This is a genomic window from Streptomyces sp. NPDC050264 (assembly GCF_040655895.1).
Taxonomy (GTDB): Bacteria; Actinomycetota; Actinomycetes; order Streptomycetales; family Streptomycetaceae; genus Streptomyces.
On sequence record NZ_JBFAKV010000006.1, the window covers coordinates 208,171 to 231,956 of the forward strand.

The 23,786-nt window shown below is 72.2% G+C and carries 21 protein-coding genes; 10 read left to right on the forward strand and 11 right to left on the reverse strand.

The features are described from left to right. Positions 1 to 162: 162 nt before the first annotated feature. The 4 genes from AB0J02_RS12875 to AB0J02_RS12890 all read right to left on the reverse strand — a co-directional run bounded on the left by AB0J02_RS12875 (position 163) and on the right by AB0J02_RS12890 (position 4,058). Entirely contained in the window at positions 163 to 1,176 is a 1,014-nt protein-coding gene (locus AB0J02_RS12875; RefSeq protein ID WP_363193655.1) for a LacI family DNA-binding transcriptional regulator, read from the reverse strand. Between the two features lie 110 nt (positions 1,177 to 1,286). Continuing rightward, positions 1,287 to 1,499 carry a DUF5999 family protein gene (locus AB0J02_RS12880; RefSeq protein WP_363193656.1) on the reverse strand — a complete coding sequence of 71 codons (213 nt, stop codon included), beginning with the start codon at positions 1,497 to 1,499 and terminating at the stop codon, positions 1,287 to 1,289. A gap of 80 nt (positions 1,500 to 1,579) precedes the next feature. Then, the gene (locus AB0J02_RS12885; protein ID WP_363193657.1) at positions 1,580 to 3,187 is read right to left on the reverse strand and encodes an alpha-amylase family glycosyl hydrolase; all 1,608 of its coding nucleotides are present in this window, start codon (positions 3,185 to 3,187) and stop codon (positions 1,580 to 1,582) included. A 7-nt stretch (positions 3,188 to 3,194) separates the two neighbouring features. After that, entirely contained in the window at positions 3,195 to 4,058 is an 864-nt protein-coding gene (locus tag AB0J02_RS12890; protein WP_363193658.1) for a universal stress protein, read from the reverse strand. Positions 4,059 to 4,321: 263 nt separating this feature from the next. On the opposite strand from AB0J02_RS12890, the gene AB0J02_RS12895 reads away from it, so the two are divergent. Further along, positions 4,322 to 4,909 (forward strand): hypothetical protein, encoded by a 588-nt coding sequence (locus AB0J02_RS12895; protein ID WP_363193659.1) that lies wholly within the window; start codon positions 4,322 to 4,324, stop codon positions 4,907 to 4,909. Here AB0J02_RS12895 and AB0J02_RS12900 read toward each other — a convergent pair. Continuing rightward, positions 4,906 to 5,790 (reverse strand): helix-turn-helix domain-containing protein, encoded by an 885-nt coding sequence (locus tag AB0J02_RS12900; protein WP_363193660.1) that lies wholly within the window; start codon positions 5,788 to 5,790, stop codon positions 4,906 to 4,908. The two genes, AB0J02_RS12895 and AB0J02_RS12900, sit on opposite strands and share 4 nt — an antisense overlap. A gap of 9 nt (positions 5,791 to 5,799) precedes the next feature. Then, positions 5,800 to 6,630, reverse strand: a complete 831-nt coding sequence (locus tag AB0J02_RS12905) for an alpha/beta hydrolase (RefSeq protein WP_363193661.1) — start codon at positions 6,628 to 6,630, stop codon at positions 5,800 to 5,802. 203 nt (positions 6,631 to 6,833) lie between these two features. Between AB0J02_RS12905 and AB0J02_RS12910 the strand changes: the two genes are divergently transcribed. After that, complete coding sequence (locus AB0J02_RS12910; protein WP_363193662.1) at positions 6,834 to 7,292, forward strand: cyclic nucleotide-binding domain-containing protein; 459 nt, start codon at positions 6,834 to 6,836, stop codon at positions 7,290 to 7,292. Positions 7,293 to 7,388: 96 nt separating this feature from the next. Next, positions 7,389 to 8,093, forward strand: a complete 705-nt coding sequence (locus tag AB0J02_RS12915) for a response regulator transcription factor (protein ID WP_363193663.1) — start codon at positions 7,389 to 7,391, stop codon at positions 8,091 to 8,093. Between the two features lie 50 nt (positions 8,094 to 8,143). Here AB0J02_RS12915 and AB0J02_RS12920 read toward each other — a convergent pair whose 3' ends face one another. Then, complete coding sequence (locus AB0J02_RS12920; RefSeq protein ID WP_363193664.1) at positions 8,144 to 9,880, reverse strand: GAF domain-containing protein; 1,737 nt, start codon at positions 9,878 to 9,880, stop codon at positions 8,144 to 8,146. A gap of 76 nt (positions 9,881 to 9,956) precedes the next feature. Beyond that, positions 9,957 to 12,356: a LuxR C-terminal-related transcriptional regulator gene (locus tag AB0J02_RS12925; protein ID WP_363193665.1), complete on the reverse strand. Its 2,400-nt coding sequence runs from the start codon at positions 12,354 to 12,356 to the stop codon at positions 9,957 to 9,959. A 306-nt stretch (positions 12,357 to 12,662) separates the two neighbouring features. Between AB0J02_RS12925 and AB0J02_RS12930 the strand changes: the two genes are divergently transcribed. Beyond that, on the forward strand, positions 12,663 to 13,382 hold the full coding sequence (locus AB0J02_RS12930; protein WP_363193666.1) for a PP2C family protein-serine/threonine phosphatase: 720 nt from the start codon (positions 12,663 to 12,665) through the stop codon (positions 13,380 to 13,382). On the opposite strand, the gene AB0J02_RS12935 is transcribed toward AB0J02_RS12930, so the two are convergent. Beyond that, positions 13,338 to 14,258, reverse strand: coding sequence for a LysR family transcriptional regulator (locus tag AB0J02_RS12935; protein WP_363193667.1), 921 nt, complete (start codon positions 14,256 to 14,258; stop codon positions 13,338 to 13,340). The genes AB0J02_RS12930 and AB0J02_RS12935 overlap by 45 nt on opposite strands. A gap of 80 nt (positions 14,259 to 14,338) precedes the next feature. Here AB0J02_RS12935 and AB0J02_RS12940 point away from each other — a divergent pair, with 80 nt between their 5' ends. The 3 genes from AB0J02_RS12940 (at position 14,339) to AB0J02_RS12950 (ending at position 16,562) form a co-directional block, all read left to right on the forward strand. Continuing rightward, entirely contained in the window at positions 14,339 to 15,547 is a 1,209-nt protein-coding gene (locus tag AB0J02_RS12940) for an MFS transporter (RefSeq protein WP_363193668.1), read from the forward strand. A gap of 37 nt (positions 15,548 to 15,584) precedes the next feature. Then, entirely contained in the window at positions 15,585 to 16,226 is a 642-nt protein-coding gene (locus tag AB0J02_RS12945; protein WP_363193669.1) for an NAD(P)H-binding protein, read from the forward strand. 75 nt (positions 16,227 to 16,301) lie between these two features. Further along, on the forward strand, positions 16,302 to 16,562 hold the full coding sequence (locus AB0J02_RS12950) for a DUF5133 domain-containing protein (protein WP_363193670.1): 261 nt from the start codon (positions 16,302 to 16,304) through the stop codon (positions 16,560 to 16,562). On the opposite strand, the gene AB0J02_RS12955 is transcribed toward AB0J02_RS12950, so the two are convergent. Continuing rightward, on the reverse strand, positions 16,551 to 18,320 hold the full coding sequence (locus AB0J02_RS12955; protein WP_363193671.1) for a coagulation factor 5/8 type domain-containing protein: 1,770 nt from the start codon (positions 18,318 to 18,320) through the stop codon (positions 16,551 to 16,553). The two genes, AB0J02_RS12950 and AB0J02_RS12955, sit on opposite strands and share 12 nt — an antisense overlap. 361 nt (positions 18,321 to 18,681) lie before the next feature. Here AB0J02_RS12955 and AB0J02_RS12960 point away from each other — a divergent pair, with 361 nt between their 5' ends. Next, entirely contained in the window at positions 18,682 to 20,568 is a 1,887-nt protein-coding gene (locus tag AB0J02_RS12960; protein WP_363193672.1) for a discoidin domain-containing protein, read from the forward strand. A gap of 7 nt (positions 20,569 to 20,575) precedes the next feature. Here the strand turns inward: AB0J02_RS12960 and AB0J02_RS12965 are convergent, their stop codons facing one another. Then, on the reverse strand, positions 20,576 to 21,136 hold the full coding sequence (locus AB0J02_RS12965) for a DUF4232 domain-containing protein (protein ID WP_363193673.1): 561 nt from the start codon (positions 21,134 to 21,136) through the stop codon (positions 20,576 to 20,578). A 153-nt stretch (positions 21,137 to 21,289) separates the two neighbouring features. Between AB0J02_RS12965 and AB0J02_RS12970 the strand changes: the two genes are divergently transcribed. Beyond that, entirely contained in the window at positions 21,290 to 21,955 is a 666-nt protein-coding gene (locus AB0J02_RS12970; protein WP_363193674.1) for a TetR family transcriptional regulator, read from the forward strand. A 155-nt stretch (positions 21,956 to 22,110) separates the two neighbouring features. Beyond that, complete coding sequence (locus AB0J02_RS12975; RefSeq protein WP_363193675.1) at positions 22,111 to 23,742, forward strand: MDR family MFS transporter; 1,632 nt, start codon at positions 22,111 to 22,113, stop codon at positions 23,740 to 23,742. Positions 23,743 to 23,786: the final 44 nt, after the last annotated feature.

Consider the following 23,786-nt stretch of genomic DNA (forward strand, 5'->3'; position numbering starts at 1 on the left):
CGGGGCGTGCCACACTCAAGCACCGTCGACGGATGTCCGCAAGATGTCGCGCGTACTCCGCAAAAAACGAACAGGTAAAGGTCGTGGGGGAGTCGGTGCCACGGGCCCGCCGGCGTTCGGCGGACCCGTGGCGTCCGTTTCCTGCTGTCCTGGCCGGGGTGCTTACGCGGCGGGCGGGGGCGGCGCCGTCGAGCCCCGCACCACCAGCTCCGGCTCGAAGAGCAGCTCGCCCGGCGGCACCGCGTTGCCCTGGATCTTCGCGACGAGCAGCTCGACCGCGGCCCGGCCCATCGCCTCGATCGGCTGGCGCACCGTGGTCAGGGGCGGCTCCGTGCAGTTCATGAACGCCGAGTCGTCGTAGCCGATCACCGAGACGTCGCGGGGCACCGAGAGCCCGGCCCGGCGGGCGGCGCGCACGGCGCCGAGCGCGAGCGGGTCGCTGGCGCAGATGATGCCGGTGATGCCGCGCTCCAGGAGCCGGGCCGCGGCCGCGTGCCCGCCCTCCAGCGAGAACATCGCGCGCTCGATCGCCTCGTCGGGCAGCTTCCCGCCTGCGGCCCGGGCGGCGGCGCGCGCCGCCGTGAGCTTGCGGCGCGAGGGCATGTGGTCGTCCGGGCCGAGGACCAGGCCGATGCGCTCGTGCCCGAGGGAGGCCAGGTGCCGCCACGCCTGCTCGACCGCCACCGCGTCGTCGCACGCCACACACGGGAAACCGAGCCGCTCGATCGACGCGTTGACGAGCACGACCGGTACTTTGCGTTCGGCGAGGAGCTGATAGTGCCCGTGCTCGGCGTCCGCCTGCGCGAAGAGGCCGCCGGCGAACACCACGCCGGACACCTGCTGCTGGAGCAGCAGCTCCACGTAGTCCGCCTCGGAGACGCCGCCCTTGGTCTGGGTGCACAGCACGGGCGTGAGGCCCTGCTGGGCGAGCGCGCCGCCGATCACTTCCGCGAACGCGGGGAAGATCGGATTCTGCAGCTCCGGCAGGACCAGGCCGACCAGGCGGGCCCGCTCGCCGCGCAACTGCGTCGGCCGCTCGTAGCCGAGCACGTCGAGCGCGGTGAGAACCGACTGTCGCGTGGCCTCCGAGACGCCGGGCTTGTTGTTGAGCACCCGGCTGACCGTGGCCTCGCTGACTCCGACCTTTTTCGCCACCTGAGCAAGTCTGCGCGTCATGGAACGCAAGAATAGCGCAAAGCTTGCGGTTCGTTTGCGTGACGGTGGCATCCGTAGGGGCGGCCCGCCCCGCGGTGCGCGGTCGCCCGGAGCGTGATCACTTTCAGGCGTCAGGCCGCGAGCGTCACCTTGGCCGAGCCGGTCCACAGCTGTCGGACCGGGGCACGGACATCGCCGCCCGGCAGCAGTTCGCCGGTGTCGTCGAAGACGATCGTGCCGTTGCACAGCAGATTCCAGCCCTGCTCGGGGTGGGCGGCGACGATCCGGGCGGCGTCGTGGTCGGGGCGGTCGGCGGTCGGGCACGGCGGCTGGTGGGAGCACATGGGGACCTCCTGGGCGGGCGGGTCGTTCCTTACCCCATAAGACTCCCGCCCGGGTGTGTACTCATCGTCGCGAAGATGTCTCAGTCTCTCGTCAGTGCGAAGACGCCGTACGCGAATCCGTCCGCCTCGACGGCCGTGCCGTCCGCCGCCACGCGCACCCCGCTCACCTGCACGGGGTGGGCCCCCGCGAGCCGCGGCGCGTCGGGTACCGCGCAACTCCGTGACCCTGAACCAGGGTTGATGACGACGAGAAACCGGTCTCCACGGATGTACACGAAAGGATGACCCTCGTGCAGCACCTCGACGGGGGAGCGGTGGCCCAGCGCCGGGGTGGACGTGCGCAGTGCGACGAGAGCGCGCACGACATGCAGCAGGGAGCGTTCGTCGGCGCGCTGCGCGGCGACCGAGGGGCGCCGCGGGTCGGGGTCGAGGGGCAGATAGAAGTGCTCCTCGGGCGCGGTCGAGAAGCCCGCGCCGGGGCCGTCGTCCCACTGCATCGGCGTACGGGAGCCCGCCCGGTTGTACCGCGGACCCAGGACGCTGCCCTCGGTGTCGGGCAGCCCCGGCACGTACCGCATGCCGATCTCGTCGCCGTAGTAGATCGCCGGGAGCGTCGGCCAGGTGAGCTGGAAGGCGAACGCGGCCGGGAGCTGATCGGCCGTGCGGGGGCCGCAGTTGAGGCGGGAGAAGTCGTGGTTGGAGGTGGGCAGCGACACGAATCCGGTGGAGCCGAGGGCGGTCGTCGCCGCGCGCCAGGCCTCGACGAACGGTCCGGGCGAGCCGAGGCCGGAGGCGTCGAAGAAGCAGTCGAGCGGGGCCCACGCCTCGTTCGTCGTGCCCGATCCGTTGTTCCACAGCGAGCGCATCGCCAGGCCGTCCGTGGGGCCGCCGAACTGGAGGAAGAAGTCGGCGTGGAAACCGGCCGGCACGGACACCTGCGGATCGCCCCACTCCGACAGCAGCACGGCCTCGGGGCGGGCACGGTCGAGCCAGTGCCGCAGCTCGGTCCAGAGCTCCGAGGTCGCCCGCTTGTCCGGGTCGTCCTTCACCAGCGACGCCGCCATGTCGACGCGGAACCCGGCCACGCCGAGCCGCAGCCAGTGGTCCATGACCTCGCGCAGTGCCGCCCGGTTGGCGCGCGGCCCCTCGGCGTCGACCGGCTGCCGCCACGGCTCGGCCGGACTCTCGCGCCCGTAACCGAAGTTGAGGGCGGGCTGCGAGTCGAAGAAGTTCGGCAGGTACGCGCCCGGGCGGCTGCCGGGTGAGCGCACGAAGCCGTCGGGGACGCCGTCCGCACTCCAGATGTAGCGGTGGTCGGCGGGGTCGTGCGCGGCCGCCCGGAACCACGGGTGCTGATCGGAGGTGTGCCCGGCGACCAGATCGAGAAGCACGCGGATGCCGCGCCGCCCGGCGAGGTCCACCAGCTCGCCGAGATCGTCGGCGGTGCCGTAGCGCGGTGCCACTGAGAGGTAGTCCGCGACGTCGTACCCCGCGTCGCGGAACGGCGACTCGAAGCAGGGGTTGATCCACACCGCGTTGACCCCGAGCCACGCCAGATGGTCGAGCCGCTCGGCGATGCCGCCCAGGTCCCCGATGCCGTCCCCGTTCGAATCGGCGAACGACTGCGGATAGATCTGGTAGAACACGGCGTCCGCGAGCCAGGACGGTGCGGGCCGGAACGCGGTCATGGAACCCTCACGTGTGCGGGACGACGGCCAGCGGGCTGGTCACATGATGCACCACCGAGTGCGCCGTGCAGCCCAGCCGCGTCGCGTCGACATCGCGCCCGATCACCGTCAGGCTCGCCGCCGTCGACGCCTTCAGGAGATGGTGCCCCGGCTGCCCGTACACCAGCCGCTCCACCACGGGAACCTCCGGGAACTTCGCCCGCCACACCTGCAGCGCGCCCGCCAGGGCCCGGCGGCGCAGCGTCTCGCGGTGCGCCGCGTCACCCGGCGGCGTCGCGCCGGGCGCGTCACCGCGCAGCGGCGGCACCGTCCAGGCGTGCAGGGCGTGCAGATCGGTGCCGCGCAGGGCCGCCGCCTCGAAGGCGTACGACAGTACTTCGTCGGCCGGGGCCGTCACGTCGAGGCCGACGACCACCGGCAGGAACCCGAGCCCGCCGTGCGCCAGTTCGTCCTGCGGAAGCCCGCCCGCCCGCACCAGGACGACCGGCCGGTCGGCCCGCGCCGTCACGGCGAGCGCCACCGAGCCGACGAGGAACCCGGAGTACCCGGTGAAGCCGCGCGAACCCAGGACCAGCGTCTCGGACTCGGTGGCCGCTTCCAGGAGCGCGGTGACCGGCGGCGCGGGCCGGCGGCGCACCAGGATCTTCAACGTGGGGTGTGCGTACGAGAGTTGGAGCGCGACCCGGTCGAGGACATCGCGCCCCGGCAGGTCGACGTCGGGCGGCGCCGGCGCGAGCCGCTCACCGCTGTCGGCGTGCAGCAGGCGCAGGGGAAGGCCGCGCCGCAGAGCCTCGCGAGCCGCCCAGTCGGCGGCGTCCATGCTCTCGCGTGAACCGTCCGTCCCGACAGTCAGGACACGCATGCTGGTCATGAAGGAACCTTTCGGTGACGTGGGATGTGTGCCCCATCGCGGGTTCCACGCAAGAGAGCGCTCACGCGTGTCCGTCCCAGGAACCGGGTGCACGGTGCGGGCCTGTGCGCCGGGCACGCCGTCACCTGCGGGGGCAGGCGTACTTCGGACCCTCCCACCCGGGACGCGCACGCCGGGAGAGGCGAACCGGCCCTGGGCCGAGGGTCGTTCGGCCCCTGTGCCGTGCCGGGCGGGCCGCGCGAGCGTGGGACGAGGAGGCCGCCATGGCGATGTGCAGGCCGAACCGGGCAGCGCGGGGCAACCCGCTGCGACGCAGGTCGGACGTGATCGAGGCCTGGGCGGCGCTGCTGCTCGGCGTACTCGCCTTCCTGGTGGCGCCTGCCGCGGGCGCGGTGAGCGGCTGGGCGGCCCACGAGGACGCCCGTGGCCGGGCCCACGCCCAGCAGGCGTCCCGGCACGCGGTGCGGGCCCGACTTCTCGACGACGCACCGGAGTTCGTCTCCTCGGAGGGCACCGTCCACGACAACCTGACCTATCCGGTGACGGTGCGCTGGACCGACCGGGCGGGCCGCACGATCACCGCGCTCGCTCCCGTCGAGGCCGGTCTCGACCGCGGCGACACCACCATCGTCTGGCTCGACGCCGACAGTGACGTCGCCGCGGCGCCCTGGAGCGACGGCGACATCTGGTCACATACCCTCGCCGCGGGCTGCCTCGTCACCGCGACCACGGCCGGCCTCGCCGTCACCAGCCTCCTCGTCCTGCGCCGCGTCCTGGACCGCCGCCGCCTCGCCGCCTGGGAACGCGAATGGAGCCGCGTCGGCCCCGACTGGGGCCACCGCCCGGCCTAGGGCCTTTCTGGTGGACCTCCGTGCGCGGAGCCGCGACCTCCCGGCCGGGTCGTGGCAGGCCACGCGACGTCGTCGATCGCGAGCCACGGCGCGACGGCCACGGCCGCGGGCGTGAGCCCGGCGAACGCCTTGACCTCGCGGTGGAGATGGGACTGGTCGACATAGCCGCTCTCGGCGGCGACGCCCGCCACCGGGTGACCCGCCGCGAGGAGGTGGGCGGCGTGGTCGAACCGCACCAGCCGGGCGGCACGTTTGGGGGTGATGCCGAGTTGGGAGCGGAAGCGGGCCGAGAGGCGCTTGCGGCTCCAGCCGACCTCGTGCGCCAGACCGTCGACCCGTACCCGCCCCTGGCTGGTGAGAGTCCGCCGCCAGCTGTGCGCGATCTCCGGGTCGACCGGTGGGCGGGAGCCCGGCCGGCGGTGCAGGAGGTCCACCGCGATCGTGAACCGTTCGTCCCACGACCCGGCGGAGCGCAGCCTGTCCTCGGCCCGTCCGGCGTCACGGCCCCACACATCCTCCAGCTCCACCACCGTCCCGCTGAGTTCGGTCGACACGCCGAGCATCGCGGCCGCCACGGCCGGTTCGAGGCGGATCTGGAGGCACTCGCCGACCCGGCCGCCGGTCCGCAGCTCGCCGGGGAGGAGCCCGACGACGACGCTGCCGCTCCCGTGCCACCCCGGGCCGTCGTGGACGAGACCGTCGTCCTCGCTCAGATCGAGGAGCAGGGTGACGGAAGGGTGCGCCACCATGGCGATGTCCGTGGGCACGGGGGCCTGTTGACGGAACCCGGCCATGCTGATGCCCGGCAGCCGGAGCGAGGGGCGCGGGACCGCGACGTCCACCGACGCCCAGTCCAGTGACGTCGCCCCGATCGGCAGCATGCGCGCAGCCTAGGCGTCGGGGGACGGGGTGTCAGCGCCCACCGCCGTGAAGTCCAGCAGCAGTTCACCGGCCGCGCCGGGTGCTTCGATCAGGGGCACGTGCCCGACGTCGGGCAGCAGTTCGATCCGCGCGTTCGGCACCGTGCCGTACCGGTGTGCCGACGCCGGGTCCCAGCGGGGGTCCGCGGCGCCGAAGAGCACCAGGAGCGGGGTGTCGAGGGCGGCGAGACGGTCGGGCACGTCCCGCTCGGCGACGTACGCCGTGTTCGCGCGCATCACCTTCCGGAAGGCGCGGTACGTGATGCCCCGCACCCCGGCCACCATCTCGTCCGGGGCATCGACCGGGCGGGCTGTCGTCGCGCCGATCCCGCGGCGGATCCACGCGTCCGAACGCAACGACCACAGGAGCCGGCCGAACGGCGGGCCCAGCAGGAACCGCAGGAGGAGCGGCTGCGGAAGAAGCGCGTCGAGGTCCGGTCCCGTACTGATCAGCACGAGCGATCTCACCAGGCCGGGACGGTGCTCGGCGAGCGCGGTGGCGACGTAGCCGCCACTGGAGTGCCCGACCACCGCGACGCGCCGCAGGCCGAGGTCGTCGAGGAGCGCCGCGAGCCGGCCCGCCACCACACGCACGTCGTACGAGGCCGCGGGCGGGGACTGGCCGCACCCCGGCAGGTCGACCCGGATGACATGGTGGCGGGCGGCGAGGGCCGGGACCATCGGGCTCCAGGAGCCGCCCGCGGCCCCCGATCCGTGGATGAGCAACAGAGGCGGCGCCTGCGAAGGGCCGTCGTGGACCACGTGCATGCCATGCGCGAGTTCAACGTCGTACGGACTCATGGCAGACAGGGTGCGAGGGCGGCGGCCCATCGGTCTTGTACAAATGTCGGGCCCCGGCCCGGATCCGACAGGCCCCCTGGCCAGAGCCGTTCGGCCCCTGGTCGCGGCGGCTCCGGAAGGCGATCGTCGAGGTGTCGCACGACGGCGGCCCGTACTCGGAGCCCGTCCTTGAACCCCGTATGTGCCCCCGAAGGAGGCCGCTCATGACCACCACGGCACCGCGCATGAGCCAGACCCTGCCCGAGGAGTACCGCGGCCGGCTGATGCGCATCGCCCGAGAGGTGGCCTTCCCGCAGGACAGCCGGCTTTTCGAGGAGGGCTCGCGCGCGGACCGCTTCTGGATCGTGCGCAGCGGCAGCGTCGCCCTGGACATACGGGTGCCGGGACGGCGGGCGCCCATCATCGAGTCGCTCGGGCGCGGTGAGCTGATCGGCTGGTCCTGGCTGTTCCCGCCCTATGTGTGGCAGCTCGGCGCGCAGGCCGAAACCCCGGTACGTGCCTACGAGTTCGACGCCTTCACCGTGCGCCTGATGTGTGCCTCCGACCCCGGCCTCGGCTCGTTCGTCGCGCAGTGGGTCGGCGGGGTCCTCGCCCACCGGCTGAGCGTCACCCGCTCCCGGCTCCTCAGTCTCTACGCCCCCTACGGGTACGACGCGGCCTGAGGGTCCCGCCCGCCCCGCCGATCGGTACCGTTCGGCCCTGGCGGATCACCTCCCACGGCCCCCAGGATGCAGGAACACCACATCCGAGGGGGACGTATGCGTCAGCCACCCAGCTTCTCCGCGGACCGTCCCATCCGCGTCATGCTCCTCGACGACCACGAAGTGGTCCGGCGCGGCTTGCGCGACCTCCTCGGCGCCGAGCCCGACATGGAGGTCGTCGGGGAAGCGGCCACCGCGGCACAGGCCCTCGCCAGGGGGCCTGCGCTGCGGCCGGACGTCGCGGTCCTCGATGTCCGGCTGCCCGACGGTGACGGCATCACGATCTGCCGCGAACTGCGTGTTCTGTTGCCCGGGTTGAGCTGTCTGATGCTCACCTCGTTCGACGACGACGACGCGCTCCTGGACGCCATCATGGCCGGTGCGGCCGGCTATGTGCTCAAGCAGATCAAGGGCTCCGACCTGGTCTCCGCCGTACGCACCGTCGCCTCCGGGCAGTCGATGCTCGACCCGGCGACGACGGCACGGCTGATGCGGAGCCTGCGCGGGCCCGAGGCCTGCGACGTCGTGCAGGACGACAGCGCCCCGTCGGCCGGCGGTCAGCTCGCCGAACTCACCGAGCGGGAGCGGGACATCCTCGCGCTCGTCGGGGAGGGGCTCACCAACCGGCAGATCGGTCTCCAGCTGTTCCTGTCCGAGAAGACGGTGAAGAACAACATCTCGCGGCTGCTGGCCAAGCTGGGCGTGGAGCGGCGGATCCAGGCGGCGGTGATGGCCAGCAGACTGCCGCCCAGGCCCCGGTAGGCGACGCTCTCAACTCCCCTGCTGCTGTACCCCCCCGGACCTCAACTCCCTTACTCCTGACTCCCGTTCTTCAGCGGGACATGCCACTCCACCCGGGTACCGCCGGGGTCCCGGGTCGTGGCGGTGAGCGTGCCGCCGCGGCCGCGGGCGCGCGCGGCCATGTTGGCCAGGCCGCTGCGGTGCGCGTCCGCCACGTCCGGGATGCCGACGCCGTTGTCCTCCACGGTCAGCGTCAGGGCGCGGCCGCGTACGACGAGAGCCACCTCGGCCGAGGACGCCCGCGCGTGCCGTGCCACGTTCGTCAGGGCCTCGCCGAGCACCGCCACGACATCGTCGGCGACGGGCGGCGGCACGTCGACATCGATCAGGCCCTCCATGCGCAGCGCCGGCGTGAAGCCGAGCACCCGCGCCGCGTCCTCCACCGCGCGTACCGTGCGCACCCGTAGCCCGGCGCCTGTCGGCGGTGCCTCCTGCTCGCGCAGTCCGAAGATCGTGGAGCGGATGATCTTGATGGTGGTGTCCAGGTCGTCCACGGCCCGCAGCAGCCGCTCGGCGGCCTCCGGGTGCTGCACGAACCGCTGCGCGCTCTGCAGTGTCATCCCGGTCGCGAACAGCCGCTGGATCGCCAGGTCGTGCAGGTCCCGGGCGATCCGGTCGCGGTCCTCCAGCAGACTCATCTGCTCCGCGTCGCGGCGCCGGTCGGCCAGCTCCAGGGCGAGTGCGGCCTGCCCGGCGAACCCGACCAGCGGCACCAACTCGGCGGCGGCGAAAGGCTGTCGCTCCGCCCGGCGCGCGAGCGTCAGCACCCCGCGCACGCTCTCGCTCGTGCCGATGGGCACGGCCACGGCGGGGCCGAGCCCCTCCCAGCGCTCGGGCTGGTAGGTGATCCTCGGGTCCTTGCGCACATCGTCGGACGTGACCAGCTCACCGGCGGCGAGCGCGGCGCCCGCGAAAGTGCCCTTGCGCGGCAGCGTCACATTGTGGTGCGCCTCGGCGTGCTGGCCGAGCGCCAGCGTCTCGTGCAATTCGTCGGTGCCCGGGACGACGAGCGTCACCATGCCGAGGTCCGCTGCGGCGATCTCCCGGGCGCGCTCCACCATCAGGTGCAGCACCGGCATCTCCTCGGTGCCGGACAACAGGCTGCCGGTGAACTCCGCGCTCAACCGGAGCCACCGCTCACGGAGTTGGACCTCCTCGTACAGACGCGCGTTCTCGATCGCGACGCCCGCCGCGGCGCCCAGTGTCTGCAGCACCGCGACGTCCTCGTCGTCGAAGTCCATGCCGCCGCGCTTCTGGGTGAGATACAGGTTCCCGAACACGTCGTCGCGCACCCGGATGGGGACTCCCACGAACGTGTGCATCGGCGGATGGTGCGCGGGAAACCCGGACGACGCCGGGTGGTCGGCCAGTTCGGGCAGCCGCAGCGGCTCGGGATGGCGGATCAACTCGCCGAGCAGGCCGTGCCCGGACGGCAGGTCGCCGATCCTGGCCCGCAGGTCGTTGCTGATGCCGACCGGCAGGAATTGCGACAGCTTGCGCCGGTCCTCGCCGATCACACCCAGGGCGCCGTACTCGGCGTCGACCAGGACCACCGCCGCCTCCACGATGCGGCGCAGCACCTGGGAGAGGTTCAGCTCCTGACCGACCGACAGCACCGCCTCCAGTAGACCCTGGAGGCGGTTGCGGGTGCCGCGCACGGCGTCGATGCGGACCTGGAGTTCCTCGAGCAGTTCGTCGAGCCGCAACCTCGGCAGCGGACCCGTTCCCCGTACAGCGTCGTCGCCCATCCGACCTCCGCGGGACCTCGGGTGCACGTTCCTGTACTCACGGTAGCGGCTGGGAGTGCCACCATGACCTGCTTCGTCATACTTCGGGCGGCGGAACGGCCGCGTCCGGCGTCGCCGCGCTGTGCAGCGCGGCGATCTGGGCACGCGAGGTGAAGCCGAGCTTGGTGAGGATGTGCTCCACATGGGAGTCGATCGTCCGCTTCGACACGACGAGCTCGGCCGCGACCTCCCGGTTCGTCAGTCCCTCGCTGACGAGCGCGGCGACCTGCCGCTCCCGTGGCGTGAGGCCGTCGGCGGGGCCCGAGCGCTGCGGCGGCACGTCGGGGGCGGCCGCCGATCCGTCGGCGAGGGCCAGGTCCACCGCCGTGTCCAGAGGCAGCAGGCCGCCCTCCGTGAACGCCTCGTGGTAGCCGTCGGCGCCCAGCGCGGACCGTGCCTGCGCCGCTGCCCCGGCGTGCAGCGCGTGCAGCACCGGAATCCCGAACCTCGCCTCCTTCGCGGACCGGCGCCACAGCGCGTCCGCCGCGCCCTGCAGCACAGCCACCCGTTCGAAGTGCCGCAGCTGGGCCGCGTACCAGGCGAGCCCCTCCATGAAGTGGGCGAGGCCCATCAGGTCGTGCAGCGTCGCCTTGCTGCGCAGGCCCTCCTGCGAGCACGCGACGGCGGCCTCGTGATCGCCCCGCAGCCACAGCCCGACGCTCTTGACCCACAGGGCCCAGCCTCGCGCCCACTGTTCGGCGGGGTGCGCGGCGCCGCGCACCAGCGAGTCGTCGCACCACGCGATGCCCTGCTCGTGGTCGCCGGACAGGATCAGCATGAACCCGCCGTAGAAGCCGAGCATCTGCAGACCCGTGTCGTCGCCGAGCGCTGTCATCCGGGCGCGGGCCTCCTGGAAGTCGGCGGCACAGCCTTCCATGAGGCCGAGGAAGTAGCGGCGGTGCGCCTGGAAGGCGAGGGTCCACGCGGCGCCGACCGGGTCGTCGATGCGGGTGGCGATCGCCTCGGCCTCCTTCAGCAACTCCGCGTTGTTGCCGCGCTCGCCCTGCAGGTCCATGTACCAGCTGGTCAGCCAGAGCGCCTTGACGCGTACGGGCGTCTCGTCGGGGCAGCCGTCGAGGGTGCGGCGCAGCCAGTAGCGGCCCTCGGTGAGCAGGCCCGTGGCGTGCCAGTACCCCCACAGGGCCGTCGCCATCCGCAGTCCCTGGCAGTGCAGCCGGGGCTGGGAGACGCAGTACTTCAGGGCGGACCGTACGTTCGCCCGGTCGCGCACCAGTGCCCGCAGCAGGGGGATCTGCGCGTCGCCCGTCCACTCCTTGTCGAAGGAGGCGGCCACTTCCAGGAAGTACGCGAGATGGCGGTGCCGGGTCGGTTCCTCGTCCTTGAGCGCGGCGAGTTGCTCCAGGCCGAACTCGCGGATCGTGTCCAGCATCCGGTAGCGCGTGCCCTCGGGGGTCTCCACCCTGATCACGACCGACTTCTCGACGAGGCCGATCAGCGAGGTCAGCACCTCCTCGGCCGGCAGTACCTCCGCGGCGGGCGGCGCGAGGCCGCCGGGCGGGCCCGCCGGCCGAGCCGGGTCCGCACACACCGCCTCCGCGGCCTCCAGACTCAACTCGCCCGCGAAAACCGCCAGTCGGGCCCACAACAGCCGCTCCGATTCGGTCGACAGATCGTGGCTCCAGCCGATCGCGGTCCGCAGCGTCTGATGGCGCGGCACCGAGGTGCGGCGCCCGCCCGTCAGGAGCCGGAACCGGTCGTCGAGCCGGGTCAGCATCTCGTCGAGGGACAGCACCCGCAGCCGGGGCACGGCGAGTTCGATGGCGAGCGGGATCCCGTCGAGGCGGCGGCACAGGGCCAGCACATCGGCCCGGTTGTCGTCACTCATCGTGAACCCGGGCGCCGCCGCGGACGCCCGGTCGGCGAACAGGTCCAGCGCGTCGCAGCCCTGCCGCGCGGCGGAGTCCGACGGATCGGGCACGCTCAGCGGCCCGATCGCCAGGACGTGCTCACCGGCCACGTCGAGCGGTTGCCGGCTCGTCGCCAGAATCCTCAACCCCGGCGCGGCGCGCAGCAGTTCGTCGCAGAGCACCGCGCACGCGTCGACCAGGTGCTCGCACGTGTCGAGCAGCAGGAGGAGGTTGCGGTCCGCGAGGAAGTCGGCGATCACCTCGAGCGCGGGGCGGGCCGTCTGCTCGGGCAGGTCCAGCGCGGCGGCGACGGTGTTCGCCAGCAGCTCGGGGTCGCTCAGGGCCGAGAGTTCCACCAGCTGCGCCCCGGCCGAAAAAGTACCCTTCAGTTCGTACGCGGCGCGCACCGCGGTGCGGCTCTTGCCCACGCCGCCGGGCCCGGTCAGCGTCACCAGGCGGGCCCGCGTCAGCACGTCGGCCACGTGCGCCAGCTCGTGCCGCCGTCCGACGAAACTGGTTGCCTCGGCGGGCAGTTCGCCCGACGTGCGACGGCCGGAACTGCGGTTCATGGGACTCCGTACGGGGGCGGGCTGCAACGGCGGGACGACGCGTCCTGTGCTGTCACGTTAGAAGTCCCCGGCCTCGATCCTGACGGCTTCGCCGGATCGCCCCGCACGCGGGTGGCGGAAATGGGACACTGCCTTTCCCGCGGCCCCGACCATGCCAGGATCAGGATGCCCGGGGCACATTCTGTGCACACTTCAAGGAAATCGTCACACAGCGCGTCCGGATGACTACACTTCGCGGGACATTGCAACGGCCGCGCCTCTCCGTCCGCCGGAGTCGTCCGGCCGACCCGCCCTTGGAAGGCTTCCATGACCACCCGCCCGCGCACGACCAACTCGCACCCGGAGACGGTCGGCACCCTGAGCGTCAGCGCTCGCCGCCTGACCGCGGGCGCCGGGCACGACGGCAGCGGTGGCGACGTGCACGGCGCTGTCGACACCCCGTTCGGCACCCGGCTGCTCATCGGCGACGTCATGGGGAAGGGCCCTCAGCTGTCCCGCACCGCCGACGCCGTGCTCCGTGCCTGGCATCAACTCGCCGGACGCCAGCGGTCGTTGGAGGTTCTGGCGGTGCGCCTGCACTCCTTGGTCGCCCACTCCGACGAGCCGGATCGGTTCGTCACCGCCACGCTCGTCTCCGTCGACCCGGACGGCTCGGCCGAGCTGGTCTGCTGCGGCCACCCGCCGCCCTTACTGCTGCGCGACGGCACGGCGGTGGCCGCCGCCGTGCCCGCACCGGCGCCCCCGCTCGGCCTGCTCGACCTCGCCCAGGGCTGGTGCGCGGCCCAGCCCATTCCGCACACCGCCTGGGACCGGATGCTGCTCCACACGGACGGGGCCTCCGAGGCGCGCGATGCCGCCGGCACGTTCTATCCCCTCGCCGAGAGGGCCGCCGAGCTGAGTGCCACCCCCCTCGCCGGGTTCACGGCCGCGCTCGCCGCCGACCTGCTCCACTACGCCCAGGGCAGCTTGCAGGACGACGCCTCACTCCTCGCCGTGGAGGCGGCTCCCGTCACCCCCGATGCCTAGCGGCACGGTCTCCAGGAAAGCCGCGGCCGCCGGTGAGCGTCGCGTCCGGCTCCACACCAGGCGCTCCTCACGCACCGGGCCGTCCCGCACCGGCACCACCGCGAGCCCGGGCAGCCGCGGTACGAGCCGCGAGGGAAGCAGCGCGACACCCAGGCCGCCGCGCACCAGGTCGGCAAGGAAATCAAGGCCCTTGGCCTCGAACGCCACCTCGCGCCGCAACCCCGCCGCCGCGAACGCCTCATCGGTCTGCGCCCGTGCCGCGAGCCCCGCGGGGAAGTCCACGAACGTCTCGTCCACCAGGCGCGACAGCGGCACGGGCGAGCCGCCCCCGGTGTCCGCCAGCGGGTGATCCGGCGCCGCCACGGCGACATGCGGATCCACCACGAGGGTGCGGCTCTCCACCCCCGGACCGTCCGTACGGAACGACGGCTGCACCCCCAGGAACGCCAGATCCAGCGTCCCCTCCCGCACCCCGGCCACCAGTGTCTCGCTCGCCCCGTCCATCAGACCCATCGTGACCTGCGGATACGTATCGTGGTACGCGCGCATGAGGCCCGGTACGTCGACCGCGGTCACCGAGGCGATCGCCCCGAGGGTCAGCCGGCCCCTGATCTCCCCGGTCGCCGCCGCGACCTCGGCCCGCGCCCGCTCCGTCGCCTCCAGCGCCTGCCGCGCCGCAGGCAGGAACGCCTCTCCCGCCGCGGTCAGCCGCACCCGCCTGCTGGTCCGCTCGAACAGCCGCGCCCCGAGCTCCTTCTCCAGCTTCCCGATCTGATGGCTCAGCGCCGACTGGACCACGAGACACCGCTCGGCGGCCCGGGTGAACCCGCCGGTCTCGGCGACGGCGACGACATAACGCAGTTGCTGCAACTCCATGACATCCATCGTGATCCGCGATCGTTCGGATGACAAGGATGTGTTGGACTCATCAATGGCGGCGACCGCAGGCTGACCCCATGACACAGCTGAACACCAGGCCACAGACGGCAGCCGGCCCACGCCGGGGCCTGCTGCTCCTGATGGCCGTCGCCACCGGCCTGTCCTGCGCCGGGAACTACGTCGCGCAGCCGCTGCTCGGCCTCATCTCCCGCGAACTGCACCTCGACAGCGTCCTGGCCGGGCTGATCGTCACCGCCGCGCAGGCCGGGTACGCGCTGGGCCTGATGCTGCTCATACCGCTCGGCGACGTCGTCGACCGCCGCCGTCTCACGGTCGCCCTGTTCTCGGCCACCGCCCTGTTCCTCACCGTCTCGGCCCTCGCCCCGAGCGGCCCGGTCCTCCTCGCGGGCACGATCCTCACGGCCCTCACCTCGGTCGGCGCCCAGGTGGTCGTGGCCCACACCGCCGCCCTGGCGACCGCCGAGAGCCGCGGCCGGGCCGTCGCCACCGTCGTGTCGGGCATCCTGCTCGGCGGCCTGCTGGCCCGCACCGCCGCGGGCGGACTGTCCGAACTCGGCGGCTGGCGCACCGCCTACTGGGTCCTCGCCGCCCTCATGGCCGCGGCCGCCGTGACACTGCACCGGGCGCTGCCCCGCCTCCCCGTCACCGCCGACCTGCGCTATCCGGCGCTGCTGCGCTCCACCCTCTCCCTGCTGCGCGAGGAACCGCTGCTGCGCCGCCGCGCCGTGCTCAGCGCCTTCTCACTCGCCTCGTACAGCGTCCAACTCACCGCGCTCACGTTCCTGTTGGCCGGAGAACCCTTCCACTGGTCGCCGCCCGCCATCGGCCTGTTCGGTCTCGTCGGCGCGGTGGGCGTGCTGACGATGACGTTCGCGGCCCGGCTCGGCGACCGCGGCCACGTGCGACAGGTCACCGGTGGGGCGACCGCCCTGCTGCTCGCCGGCTGGCTGATCCTGTTCGCGGGGGAGCGCTCCCTGGCCTGGCTCGCGGTCGGCGTGGTCGCTCTCAACATCGGGCAGCAAGCCGTTCTCAACAGCAGCCAGACCGTTCTGTACGCGCTGCGCCCCGAGGCGCGCAGCCGCATCAACTCGGCGTTCATGACGAGCTTCTTCCTCGGCGGCGCCCTCGGCTCGGCGCTCGCCTCCGTCGTCTGGGCGGCTGCGGGCTGGTCAGGTGTCTGTGTCCTCGGCTCGGCGCTGGCCGCGGGGTCCTTCGCCATCTGGGCGACGGATCACACCCGCCACATCCTCCGACTGCCTTCCTGACAACTCACCGGCAAGCGCTGTTGTTTAAGGAGAACTCATGCACATCACCGTCTTCGGGGCCGCGGGCAACGTCGGCCGTCGCGTCGTCACCGAGGCCCTGGACCGCGGCCACCGGGTCGCCGCGGTCGTCCGCGACCCGGCACGGGCCGGCGCACTGCCCGCCGCGGCGCGGCCGCGCACCGGCGACGCCGCCGACCCGCGCGCCGTCGCGGAACTCGCGGCGGGGCAGGACCTGGTGATCTCCGCGACCCGTCCCGCGCCCGGCCGTGAGCCCGAACTCGCCGCAACCACAAGGGCGTTGCTCACCGGGCTGGACGCCTCCGGAGTACGACTCCTGCTCGTCGGCGGCGCCGCGGGGCTGACCGTGCCCGGCACCGGCGGCACCACCGTCCTCGACGCCCCCGACTTCCCGGCGTCCTGGCGGCCGATCGCTCTGGCCTGCAACGAGCAGCTCGACGTCTGCCGCACCACCGGCCACGACGTCGACTGGGCCTACCTGAGCCCCGCGGCACTCCTCGAACCGGGGAAACGCACCGGCCGCTACCGACTCGGCACGGACGAACTCGTCGTCGACGCGGCAGGGGTTTCCGCGCTCTCCCTGGAGGACCTCGCGGTGGTTCTGCTCGACGAGGCCGAGCGGCCGAAGCACCACCGCGCCCGGTTCACCGCGGCGTACTGACCGGCGGCCGCTCGTTTGCGAGGGGGACGGCAGGGCACTGGGGCGGGGATCCCGCGACGACAAGGAGCCCCGACGATGCTGCTGGCCCACCCCGCACTGCTGGCCGATCTCGTCCGCGAGTACGAGACGCTCAGCGCGCTCGACGCCGACGAGGGCGGCGCCGAAGGGCGGCGCCGCCTGGACGACGTGTCGTACACGCTCTGCGTCGCCACGGGGACCCGCGACATCGGCACCGCCCTCGTCGCGGCCAGGCACCGGTTGCCCGGTGCCCGCGTCCACGACGACTCGCTCATCGGCGCGGCCCGCCCCAGGACGGCGCGGCTGTCAGGGGTATGACACCACCGTCGACGGCACCGTGTCGGTGCCCGACGTGGCGGCCCCGATGCCGTTGATCACGTGCTCGTACTGGCCCTGGCCGCCGAGCGACACCACCAGCAGCCCGTGGAACTTCACGCCGCTGTTGTCCGGTGCCTCGAAGCCGTGGTCCTGCCGGATCGTCGGATCCACATTGAAGTAGCAGTACGAGCCGAGGCCCCAGCCCTCGTGACTGGTCACCGAGTCGGCGACCTTGTACGCGGCGAAGCCCTTGATCGAGCCGTTCTGGACCGCCGCCTGGTTGGGCGCGTCGTACGCCTTCTCGTTCTGGAAGAAGATGGTGCGCCCGCGCTGGCCGTTCCACTGCACGTCGTACTTGTTGAAGTGCTCGACGAACAGGCCGGTGGCCAGCACGTCGTCGCCGTTGACAACGATGCCGTAGTCGGCGCGGTTGGTGTCCCAGCCGACGCCCTCGCCGTGATCGGCGCGCCACACCCAGGTGTGGTCGACGATGGTGTGCCGCGCGTTGATCACCATGCTGGTGGTGGCCTTGCCCGCGCCCGCGCCGCCGATCCGCACGAACACGTCCTGCACGGTGATCGGGTCGGCCGAGTGGTCCGCGGAGGCGCCCGTGGGGCCGACCTCCAGCAGGGTCTCGGAGTTGACGGTGCCCGCGTCGATGAGGAATCCGGCGAGCCGCACGCCGTTCACGTCGGCCACCTTCACCGCGGTGGCCCCGCCGTCCGGCACGAGCGTGGCGTAGCCGAGGCCGAGGACGACCGTGCCCGCGCGGTTCACCTGGATCGGCGCGTCCAGGTGGTAGACGCCGGGCGTCAGCAGGAGATGCAGGCCCTGGGTCAGGGCGGCGTTGAGGGTGCTCGCGCTGTCCCCGGGCTTCGCGACGTAGAACTCGGTCAGCGGGACCGACGTGCCCCGCGGTGTGCCGTTGCCCCAGCTCGTGCCGCGGGCGTTCGTCCGCTTCTCCGGCAGGAACACCTTGTAGTCGGCGCCGTCGAGGTACAGGAACGGCTTCTCGCGGGAGACCGGCGTCGTGTCGAGCGTGGTGTACGGGGGGTTGGGGAAGCCCTGCGGGGGCGCGCCCTCGACACCGGAGAACACCATGTTCCAGACCGCGTTGGCCCAGCCGCCGACGGACGAGTCGCGGGTGTACCACTGCTGCTGCGAGTACGGTGCCACGCTGCCGTCGATCCGGCTGTCGGCGATGTAGCCGCCGCTGGCCCAGCCGTATCCGTCGGGCGCCAGGTTGAGGCCGCCGCGCACGTGCATCCGGCGGAACGGCGCCGCCTGCGCGACCGCCCACCGGTTCGTGCCGTTCACCGGCACCAGCGCGAGATTCTCCGCACTGCGCCAGAAGTTCTGCGTGGCGTTTCCGTTGAACCAGCCCGCGTCGACGGTGACGTCACCGTTGATGGTGGTGTCGTCGGGGGACAGGCCCAGGCCCGCTATCGAGGTGTAGAAGCCCAGTTGGGCGTTGAGGCCGTTGTAGGTGCCGGGCTTGAACAGCAGTGCGTAGCGCCCGGTGGCGAACTGCGCCGACTCCTGCTGCTTGAAGATCTCGTCGAGCTTGGCCTGGATGCCGGATGTGGAGGGGTCGAACACGATCACGTTGGGCCCGAGGTCGCCGCCGCCGGCGAGTGCCTTGCGTGGGGTGGCCTCGGCCGCGGACGCGATGGTCGAGCCGAGCACGGGCAGCGCCGCGGTGGCGGCAGCCGCGCCGAGGACCGTGCGGCGGGACAGGGAGGGGGGGAGGTGGGGCACAGCGGCTCTCCTGGTTCATGAAGTGAACGAGTGGGGGTGGTGGGAGCGCTCTCCTGGCGACGCATGCTTCAGGTGTGTGAATCGGGCGTCAAGAGTTGTGACCGAAATTCGCAGGGATCTCGTGGGTGCAGTCTCAACAAAACACCCAGAATGGGCAGTTGGACCTTCAGGAAGTGACGGAAAGGGCTTTGTCCGTGCACTCTCCGCCCCTCTCCGCCCCTCTCTGCCCCCCTCTGCACCGCTCCGGGGCTCCCTCGCACCCGTCTCCGTCACCCCGCTTGACACCCGGGGAACGGCCTCATACCTTCCGCCGGGAGCGCTCTCCCTTCCGAGCCCGTGACGGTTCCCGCGAAGGAGAGACATGCGTCGCCCACTCCTGCTGCTCAGCACCACGGCGGTCCTGGCCGCCCTGACCGCCTGGTCCGCCTACGTCGCACCCCCGACCGCCGCCGCACCCCGCGCTGCCGCCGCCGCGGCCGCCGACTGGAACACCGACCTGGCCGCCGCCGCGTACGCCGCGAACCCCGCGTCCGTCACCGCGTCCGGCAGCGAGAACGCCGGGACCGCTCCCGGCGCCGCCGTCGACGCCGACACCAACTCCCGCTGGTCCAGCGACTTCTCCGACTCCGCGTGGTTACGCGTCGACCTCGGCGCGACCCTGCGCATCGACCGCGTGACCCTCGACTGGGAGGCCGCCTACGCCAAGCAGTACGTCCTGGAGGTCTCGAAGAACGGCACCGACTGGCAGCCCTTCTACACGGAGGACGCCGGCACCGGCGGCAGCGTCACCGCGCACACGTATCCGCAGGAGGTGACGGGCCGCTACGTCCGCATGCGCGGCATCGAGCGCGCCACGCCCTACGGATACTCCCTTTACGCGTTCAAGGTCTACGGAGGTGCTCCGGCCCCCGCCTCCACCACCCGCGCCAACCTCGCCCTGCACCACCCCGCGTACAGCAACTACTACCAACACGCAGGAAATTCACCGGCGTTCGTCACCGACGGCGGCAGACCCGCCGACCTCAAGGCCGACCAGAGCCGCTGGTCCAGCGACTGGAACGCGAACCGCTGGGTCTCGGTCGACCTGGGCGCCACCTCCACCGTCAGCAGCGTCGACCTGTACTGGGAAGCCGCGTACGCCGTCGACTACGAAGTGCAGGTCTCCGACGACAACAGGACCTGGCGCACGGTGTACCGGCCGAGCGCCGCCGACGTCGCGGCCCGCCGCGCCGACATCAAGTCGCCGGGAGACGCGACAGGCCGCCACGACACGGTCCAACTGCCCACACCCGCCACCGGCCGCTACGTCCGCATGCTCGGCAAGGAACGCCGCTCCTTCTACAACCCGGCCCCGGCCACCGCCCAATTCGGATACTCCCTCTACGAGTTCGAGGTCTGGGGCACCGGCGGCAGTGCGGCCGCCGCGTACCCGGCGCTGCCAGGTGAGCAGTCGGGCACGTACCGCACGACGTTCTTCGACGACTTCACCGGCGCCGCCCTCGACCGCTCCAAGTGGCGGGTGGTCAGGACCGGTCAGGAGATGGGCCCGGTCAACGGCGAGTCCCAGGCCTACGTCGACTCCACCGACACCATTCGCACGCAGGGCGGCAATCTGGTCCTCGCCGCCAAGTACTGCAAGGGCTGCACCCAGGCGGGCGGCGGCACGTACGACTTCACGTCGGGCCGCATCGACACGCACACCAAGCTCGACTTCACGTACGGCAAGGTCGGCGCGCGCATGAAGCTGCCGGTCGGAGACGGGTTCTGGCCCGCGTTCTGGCTGCTCGGCAGCGACGTGGACGACCCGTCGGTGTCCTGGCCCGCCTCGGGCGAGACCGACATCATGGAGAACATCGGGTACGGGGACTGGAGCAGTTCCGCGCTGCATGGCCCCGGCTACTCCGCCGACGGGAACATCGGCGCGCTCCAGCACTACCCGGGCGGCGGCCGCGCCGACCAGTGGCACACCTACGGCGTCGAGTGGACGCCGACCGAACTGCGCTTCACCGTCGACGACCGGCTCGTGCAGCGCACCACCCGCACCAAGCTGGAGTCGACCCGCGGCCAGTGGGTGTTCGGCCACAACCAGTACCTGATCCTCAACCTCGCGCTGGGCGGCGCCTACCCGGCCGGCTGGAACAAGGTCACCCAGCCCTACTGGGGGCTGCCGCAGTCCAGTGTCGACGCGATCGCGCGCGGCGGTGTCCAGGCGGAGGTGGACTGGGTGCGCGTGGAACAGAAGGGATGAGGCCCGGCTAGGCCGCGATGGTGCCCTTCCCCGTCGTCTCCTCCTGGAGCACCTGCGCGGCCCGGTCGGGGGACGACTGCCACAGGGTCGTCACCGGCTCCCAGACCCGCACCCCGACGGGCGCGCCCAGCTTCAGCGCCTGGAACGTACGCCCGTCGTGGTCGGGGACGGCGGCCACGTTCACGGACGGCACGGTGCGGGCCTCGTCGTCGGAGTCCTTCGGGTCCGACGACACCGAGAGGACGGCCGCGTACACGGTGGTGTGCGCGGCCAGTGCCCGCCCCGCGTGCGGCACGGTCGGCAGCGGGAGGGCGGCGCCGTCCAGATCGCCGTAGGTGACCGTCGGGACGCGGTCGACGAGGCAGGCCCGCGCCGCATCGTTGCGCACGCTCAGCTTGAGCACGTCGGCGTCGTCGCTGTCGTCGGACGGCTCGGCGCGCACCGTCAGGTTCTTCTCCGCGCAGCGCGGAAGCTCGGCCCCGGAGGCGCCCGACACGGCGGACGGAACGGCGAGGGCGGTCAGGGCGAGTGCGGCGACGGTGGCCGCCGTGACAGGACGTGCGCGCATCGGAATCCCCAGATCGTTGCCGCAATGCAGAGCAATACATGACAGACATGGCAATGCAGACATAAGAGGCTATCCCGGATGGCCGACTCTGTACATGTTCACGGGTGGGGGTGCAGTCACCGCAAGTTTGCACGGTGTGCAAGAATCCTTGACGTGATCACAGCCGACCCACAGCAGAGCGCCCCCGCCGAGGGGCTGCGCGCCCGCAGGCGCCGCCGCACGCGGGCCGAGCTGCACGCCGCCACGCTGCGGCTCGTCCGCGAACTGGGCTTCGCGCACGTCACGGTAGAGATGATCAGCAACGAGGTCGGCGTCTCACCCCGTACCTTCTTCAACTACTTCCCCAGCAAGGAAGCCGCGCTGTTCGCGCTCCCCGGCACCCTGCCGGCCGCGCTCGCGGACCGGTTCGCCGGGGGAGCGGGACAGGGCACGGACGCCGTGCTGCGCGACCTCGGCGACGTGCTCGCCGACCACCTCCAGGAGGCCACCCCCAGCCCCCAGGAGCTGGAGGACATGCTGCGCATCGCCGAAGGCGTGCCGTCCGTCCTCGCCACGTTCCTCGCCCAGTGCGAAGCGGTGGAGCGGGATCTCGCCGGCACCATCGCCCGGCGCACCGGCACCCCCGCGGAGGGGGAGAGCGCCGAACTGCTCGCGGGCATCGCCATGGCGACCGTACGCAGCGCGCTGAAGAAATGGGCCCGGACAGGCGACCACGCGGCCGGTGCGGCCGGCGCGGGCAACGCCGACGGCCTCGCCGCCTGCGTGCGCGACTCCTTCGCCGCGCTGCGCGCCCTGCTCGGGCAGGCCGCGGTGCAGTAGGCGCGCCACCCGAGCGGCCGACGTCCCCGACCGGTCGCCCGACGCGCTTCCCCCGAACCCCGCACACCCCGCAGTACCCGTACGCGGTGACCGCTCTCCCCGCGCCGCACGGTCCGCTGACCCATCCGCACACTCGTACATCGGAGAACCACGCAATGACGCACGCCCCCGCAGCCGAGGGCATCGACACCGGACCCGGCCCGCAGGACGGCGACGCCGCCGTGAACACCGTCAAGCCGGCCAACTTCGGGCTGATCTTCGCCGCGCTGATGCTGACCATGCTGCTCGGCGCCCTCGACCAGACCATCGTGTCCACCGCCCTGCCGACCATCGTCGGCGAGCTCAACGGCATCGAGCACATGGCGTGGATCACCACCGCGTACATCCTCGCCGCCACCATCGGCATGCCCGTGTACGGCAAGCTCGGCGACCTCATGGGCCGCAAGAACATCTTCCTGGCCGGCATAGCCCTGTTCCTGGTGGGCTCGGTGGTGTGCGGACTCGCCCAGAACATGGGCACGTTGATCGCCGGCCGCGCCCTCCAGGGCCTCGGCGGCGGCGGCCTCATGATCACCTCGCAGGCGATCATCGCCGACCTGGTGCCGCCGCGTGAGCGCGCCAAGTACATGGCCCCCATGGGCGCCGTCTTCGGACTGTCCTCCGTCGTCGGACCGCTGCTCGGCGGCTGGTTCACCGACGAGCACTCCTGGCGCTGGGCGTTCTGGGTCAACCTGCCCCTCGGCGTCCTCGCCTTCTTCGTCGCCGCCGTCGCGATCAAGCTGCCGCGCAAGGCGGTCAAGGTCACGCTCGACTACCTCGGCACCGCGCTGATGGCCGCCGCCGTCACCTGCACCGTCCTGTTCGCGAGCTGGGGCGGCACCCAGTACGACTGGTCCGACCCGCTGGTCATCGGCCTCGGCATCGGCGCGGTGGCCGCCTGGATCCTGTTCTTCGTCGTGGAGAAGCGCGTCGCGGAGCCGGTGATCCCGCCGCACCTGTTCCGCAGCCCGATCTTCAACGTCGCCACCCTGCTCGGCATGATCGTCATCGGCCTCGGCATGTTCGCGATCGTCGGCTACATGCCCACGTACCTGCAGATGGTCTACGGCAAGTCCGCCACCGAGTCCGGGCTGCTGCTGATCCCCATGGTCGTCGGCATCATGGGCACCGCCCTGCCGTCCGGCGCGATCATGTCCAGGACCGGCCGCTACAAGATCTATCCGATCGTCGGCACGGCCGTCATCATGCTCGTCGCCTACCTGATGTCGACGCTCGACGTGTCCGACCCGGTCTGGCTCGTGTGCGTGTACGTCGGTCTCGCGGGCGCCGGTGTCGGCCTGATGATGCAGACCCTGGTGCTCGCCGTGCAGAACGACTTCCCGGCCTCGGAGGTCGGCACCGCCACCTCCGCGAACAACTTCTTCCGGGAGATCGGCGCGACGCTCGGCGTCGCCGTCGTCGGCGCCGTGTTCGCCAGCCGCCTCACCGACAAGCTCGCCGCCGGCATTCCGGCGGAGGCCGCGGCCAAGGTCGGCGACAGCGACTCGCTCACGCCCGCACTGGTCCGCGCCCTCCCGGCCGACCTGCGCCAGACCGTCGTCACGTCCTACCAGGAAGCGCTCGTCCCGATCTTCCTGTACCTGCTGCCCGTGTTCGCGGTCGGTCTGGTTCTCGCCTTCGTCCTGAAGGAGAAGCCGCTCGCCGACAACGCCGACTGGCACGCCCGGAACGGGGAGCCCGGCGCCGCGGACGCCGTCGGGGAGAAGGAGCCGGCCCCGATCGGCTGACGCGTCCCCGCGTGCCTGTGCCCCTTGCCGCTTCGCGCGGCGAG

What these genes read in the sequence shown, in the direction of transcription:
- AB0J02_RS12875 (WP_363193655.1), bottom strand. Translation starts at nt 1,176, where the DNA reads ATGACGCGCAGACTTGCTCAGGTGGCGAAAAAGGTCGGAGTCAGCGAG.
- AB0J02_RS12880 (WP_363193656.1), bottom strand. Translation starts at nt 1,499, where the DNA reads ATGTGCTCCCACCAGCCGCCGTGCCCGACCGCCGACCGCCCCGACCAC.
- AB0J02_RS12885 (WP_363193657.1), bottom strand. Translation starts at nt 3,187, where the DNA reads ATGACCGCGTTCCGGCCCGCACCGTCCTGGCTCGCGGACGCCGTGTTC.
- AB0J02_RS12890 (WP_363193658.1), bottom strand. Translation starts at nt 4,058, where the DNA reads ATGACCAGCATGCGTGTCCTGACTGTCGGGACGGACGGTTCACGCGAG.
- AB0J02_RS12895 (WP_363193659.1), top strand. Translation starts at nt 4,322, where the DNA reads ATGGCGATGTGCAGGCCGAACCGGGCAGCGCGGGGCAACCCGCTGCGA.
- AB0J02_RS12900 (WP_363193660.1), bottom strand. Translation starts at nt 5,790, where the DNA reads ATGCTGCCGATCGGGGCGACGTCACTGGACTGGGCGTCGGTGGACGTC.
- AB0J02_RS12905 (WP_363193661.1), bottom strand. Translation starts at nt 6,630, where the DNA reads ATGAGTCCGTACGACGTTGAACTCGCGCATGGCATGCACGTGGTCCAC.
- AB0J02_RS12910 (WP_363193662.1), top strand. Translation starts at nt 6,834, where the DNA reads ATGACCACCACGGCACCGCGCATGAGCCAGACCCTGCCCGAGGAGTAC.
- AB0J02_RS12915 (WP_363193663.1), top strand. Translation starts at nt 7,389, where the DNA reads ATGCGTCAGCCACCCAGCTTCTCCGCGGACCGTCCCATCCGCGTCATG.
- AB0J02_RS12920 (WP_363193664.1), bottom strand. Translation starts at nt 9,880, where the DNA reads ATGGGCGACGACGCTGTACGGGGAACGGGTCCGCTGCCGAGGTTGCGG.
- AB0J02_RS12925 (WP_363193665.1), bottom strand. Translation starts at nt 12,356, where the DNA reads ATGAACCGCAGTTCCGGCCGTCGCACGTCGGGCGAACTGCCCGCCGAG.
- AB0J02_RS12930 (WP_363193666.1), top strand. Translation starts at nt 12,663, where the DNA reads ATGACCACCCGCCCGCGCACGACCAACTCGCACCCGGAGACGGTCGGC.
- AB0J02_RS12935 (WP_363193667.1), bottom strand. Translation starts at nt 14,258, where the DNA reads ATGGAGTTGCAGCAACTGCGTTATGTCGTCGCCGTCGCCGAGACCGGC.
- AB0J02_RS12940 (WP_363193668.1), top strand. Translation starts at nt 14,339, where the DNA reads ATGACACAGCTGAACACCAGGCCACAGACGGCAGCCGGCCCACGCCGG.
- AB0J02_RS12945 (WP_363193669.1), top strand. Translation starts at nt 15,585, where the DNA reads ATGCACATCACCGTCTTCGGGGCCGCGGGCAACGTCGGCCGTCGCGTC.
- AB0J02_RS12950 (WP_363193670.1), top strand. Translation starts at nt 16,302, where the DNA reads ATGCTGCTGGCCCACCCCGCACTGCTGGCCGATCTCGTCCGCGAGTAC.
- AB0J02_RS12960 (WP_363193672.1), top strand. Translation starts at nt 18,682, where the DNA reads ATGCGTCGCCCACTCCTGCTGCTCAGCACCACGGCGGTCCTGGCCGCC.
- AB0J02_RS12965 (WP_363193673.1), bottom strand. Translation starts at nt 21,136, where the DNA reads ATGCGCGCACGTCCTGTCACGGCGGCCACCGTCGCCGCACTCGCCCTG.
- AB0J02_RS12975 (WP_363193675.1), top strand. Translation starts at nt 22,111, where the DNA reads ATGACGCACGCCCCCGCAGCCGAGGGCATCGACACCGGACCCGGCCCG.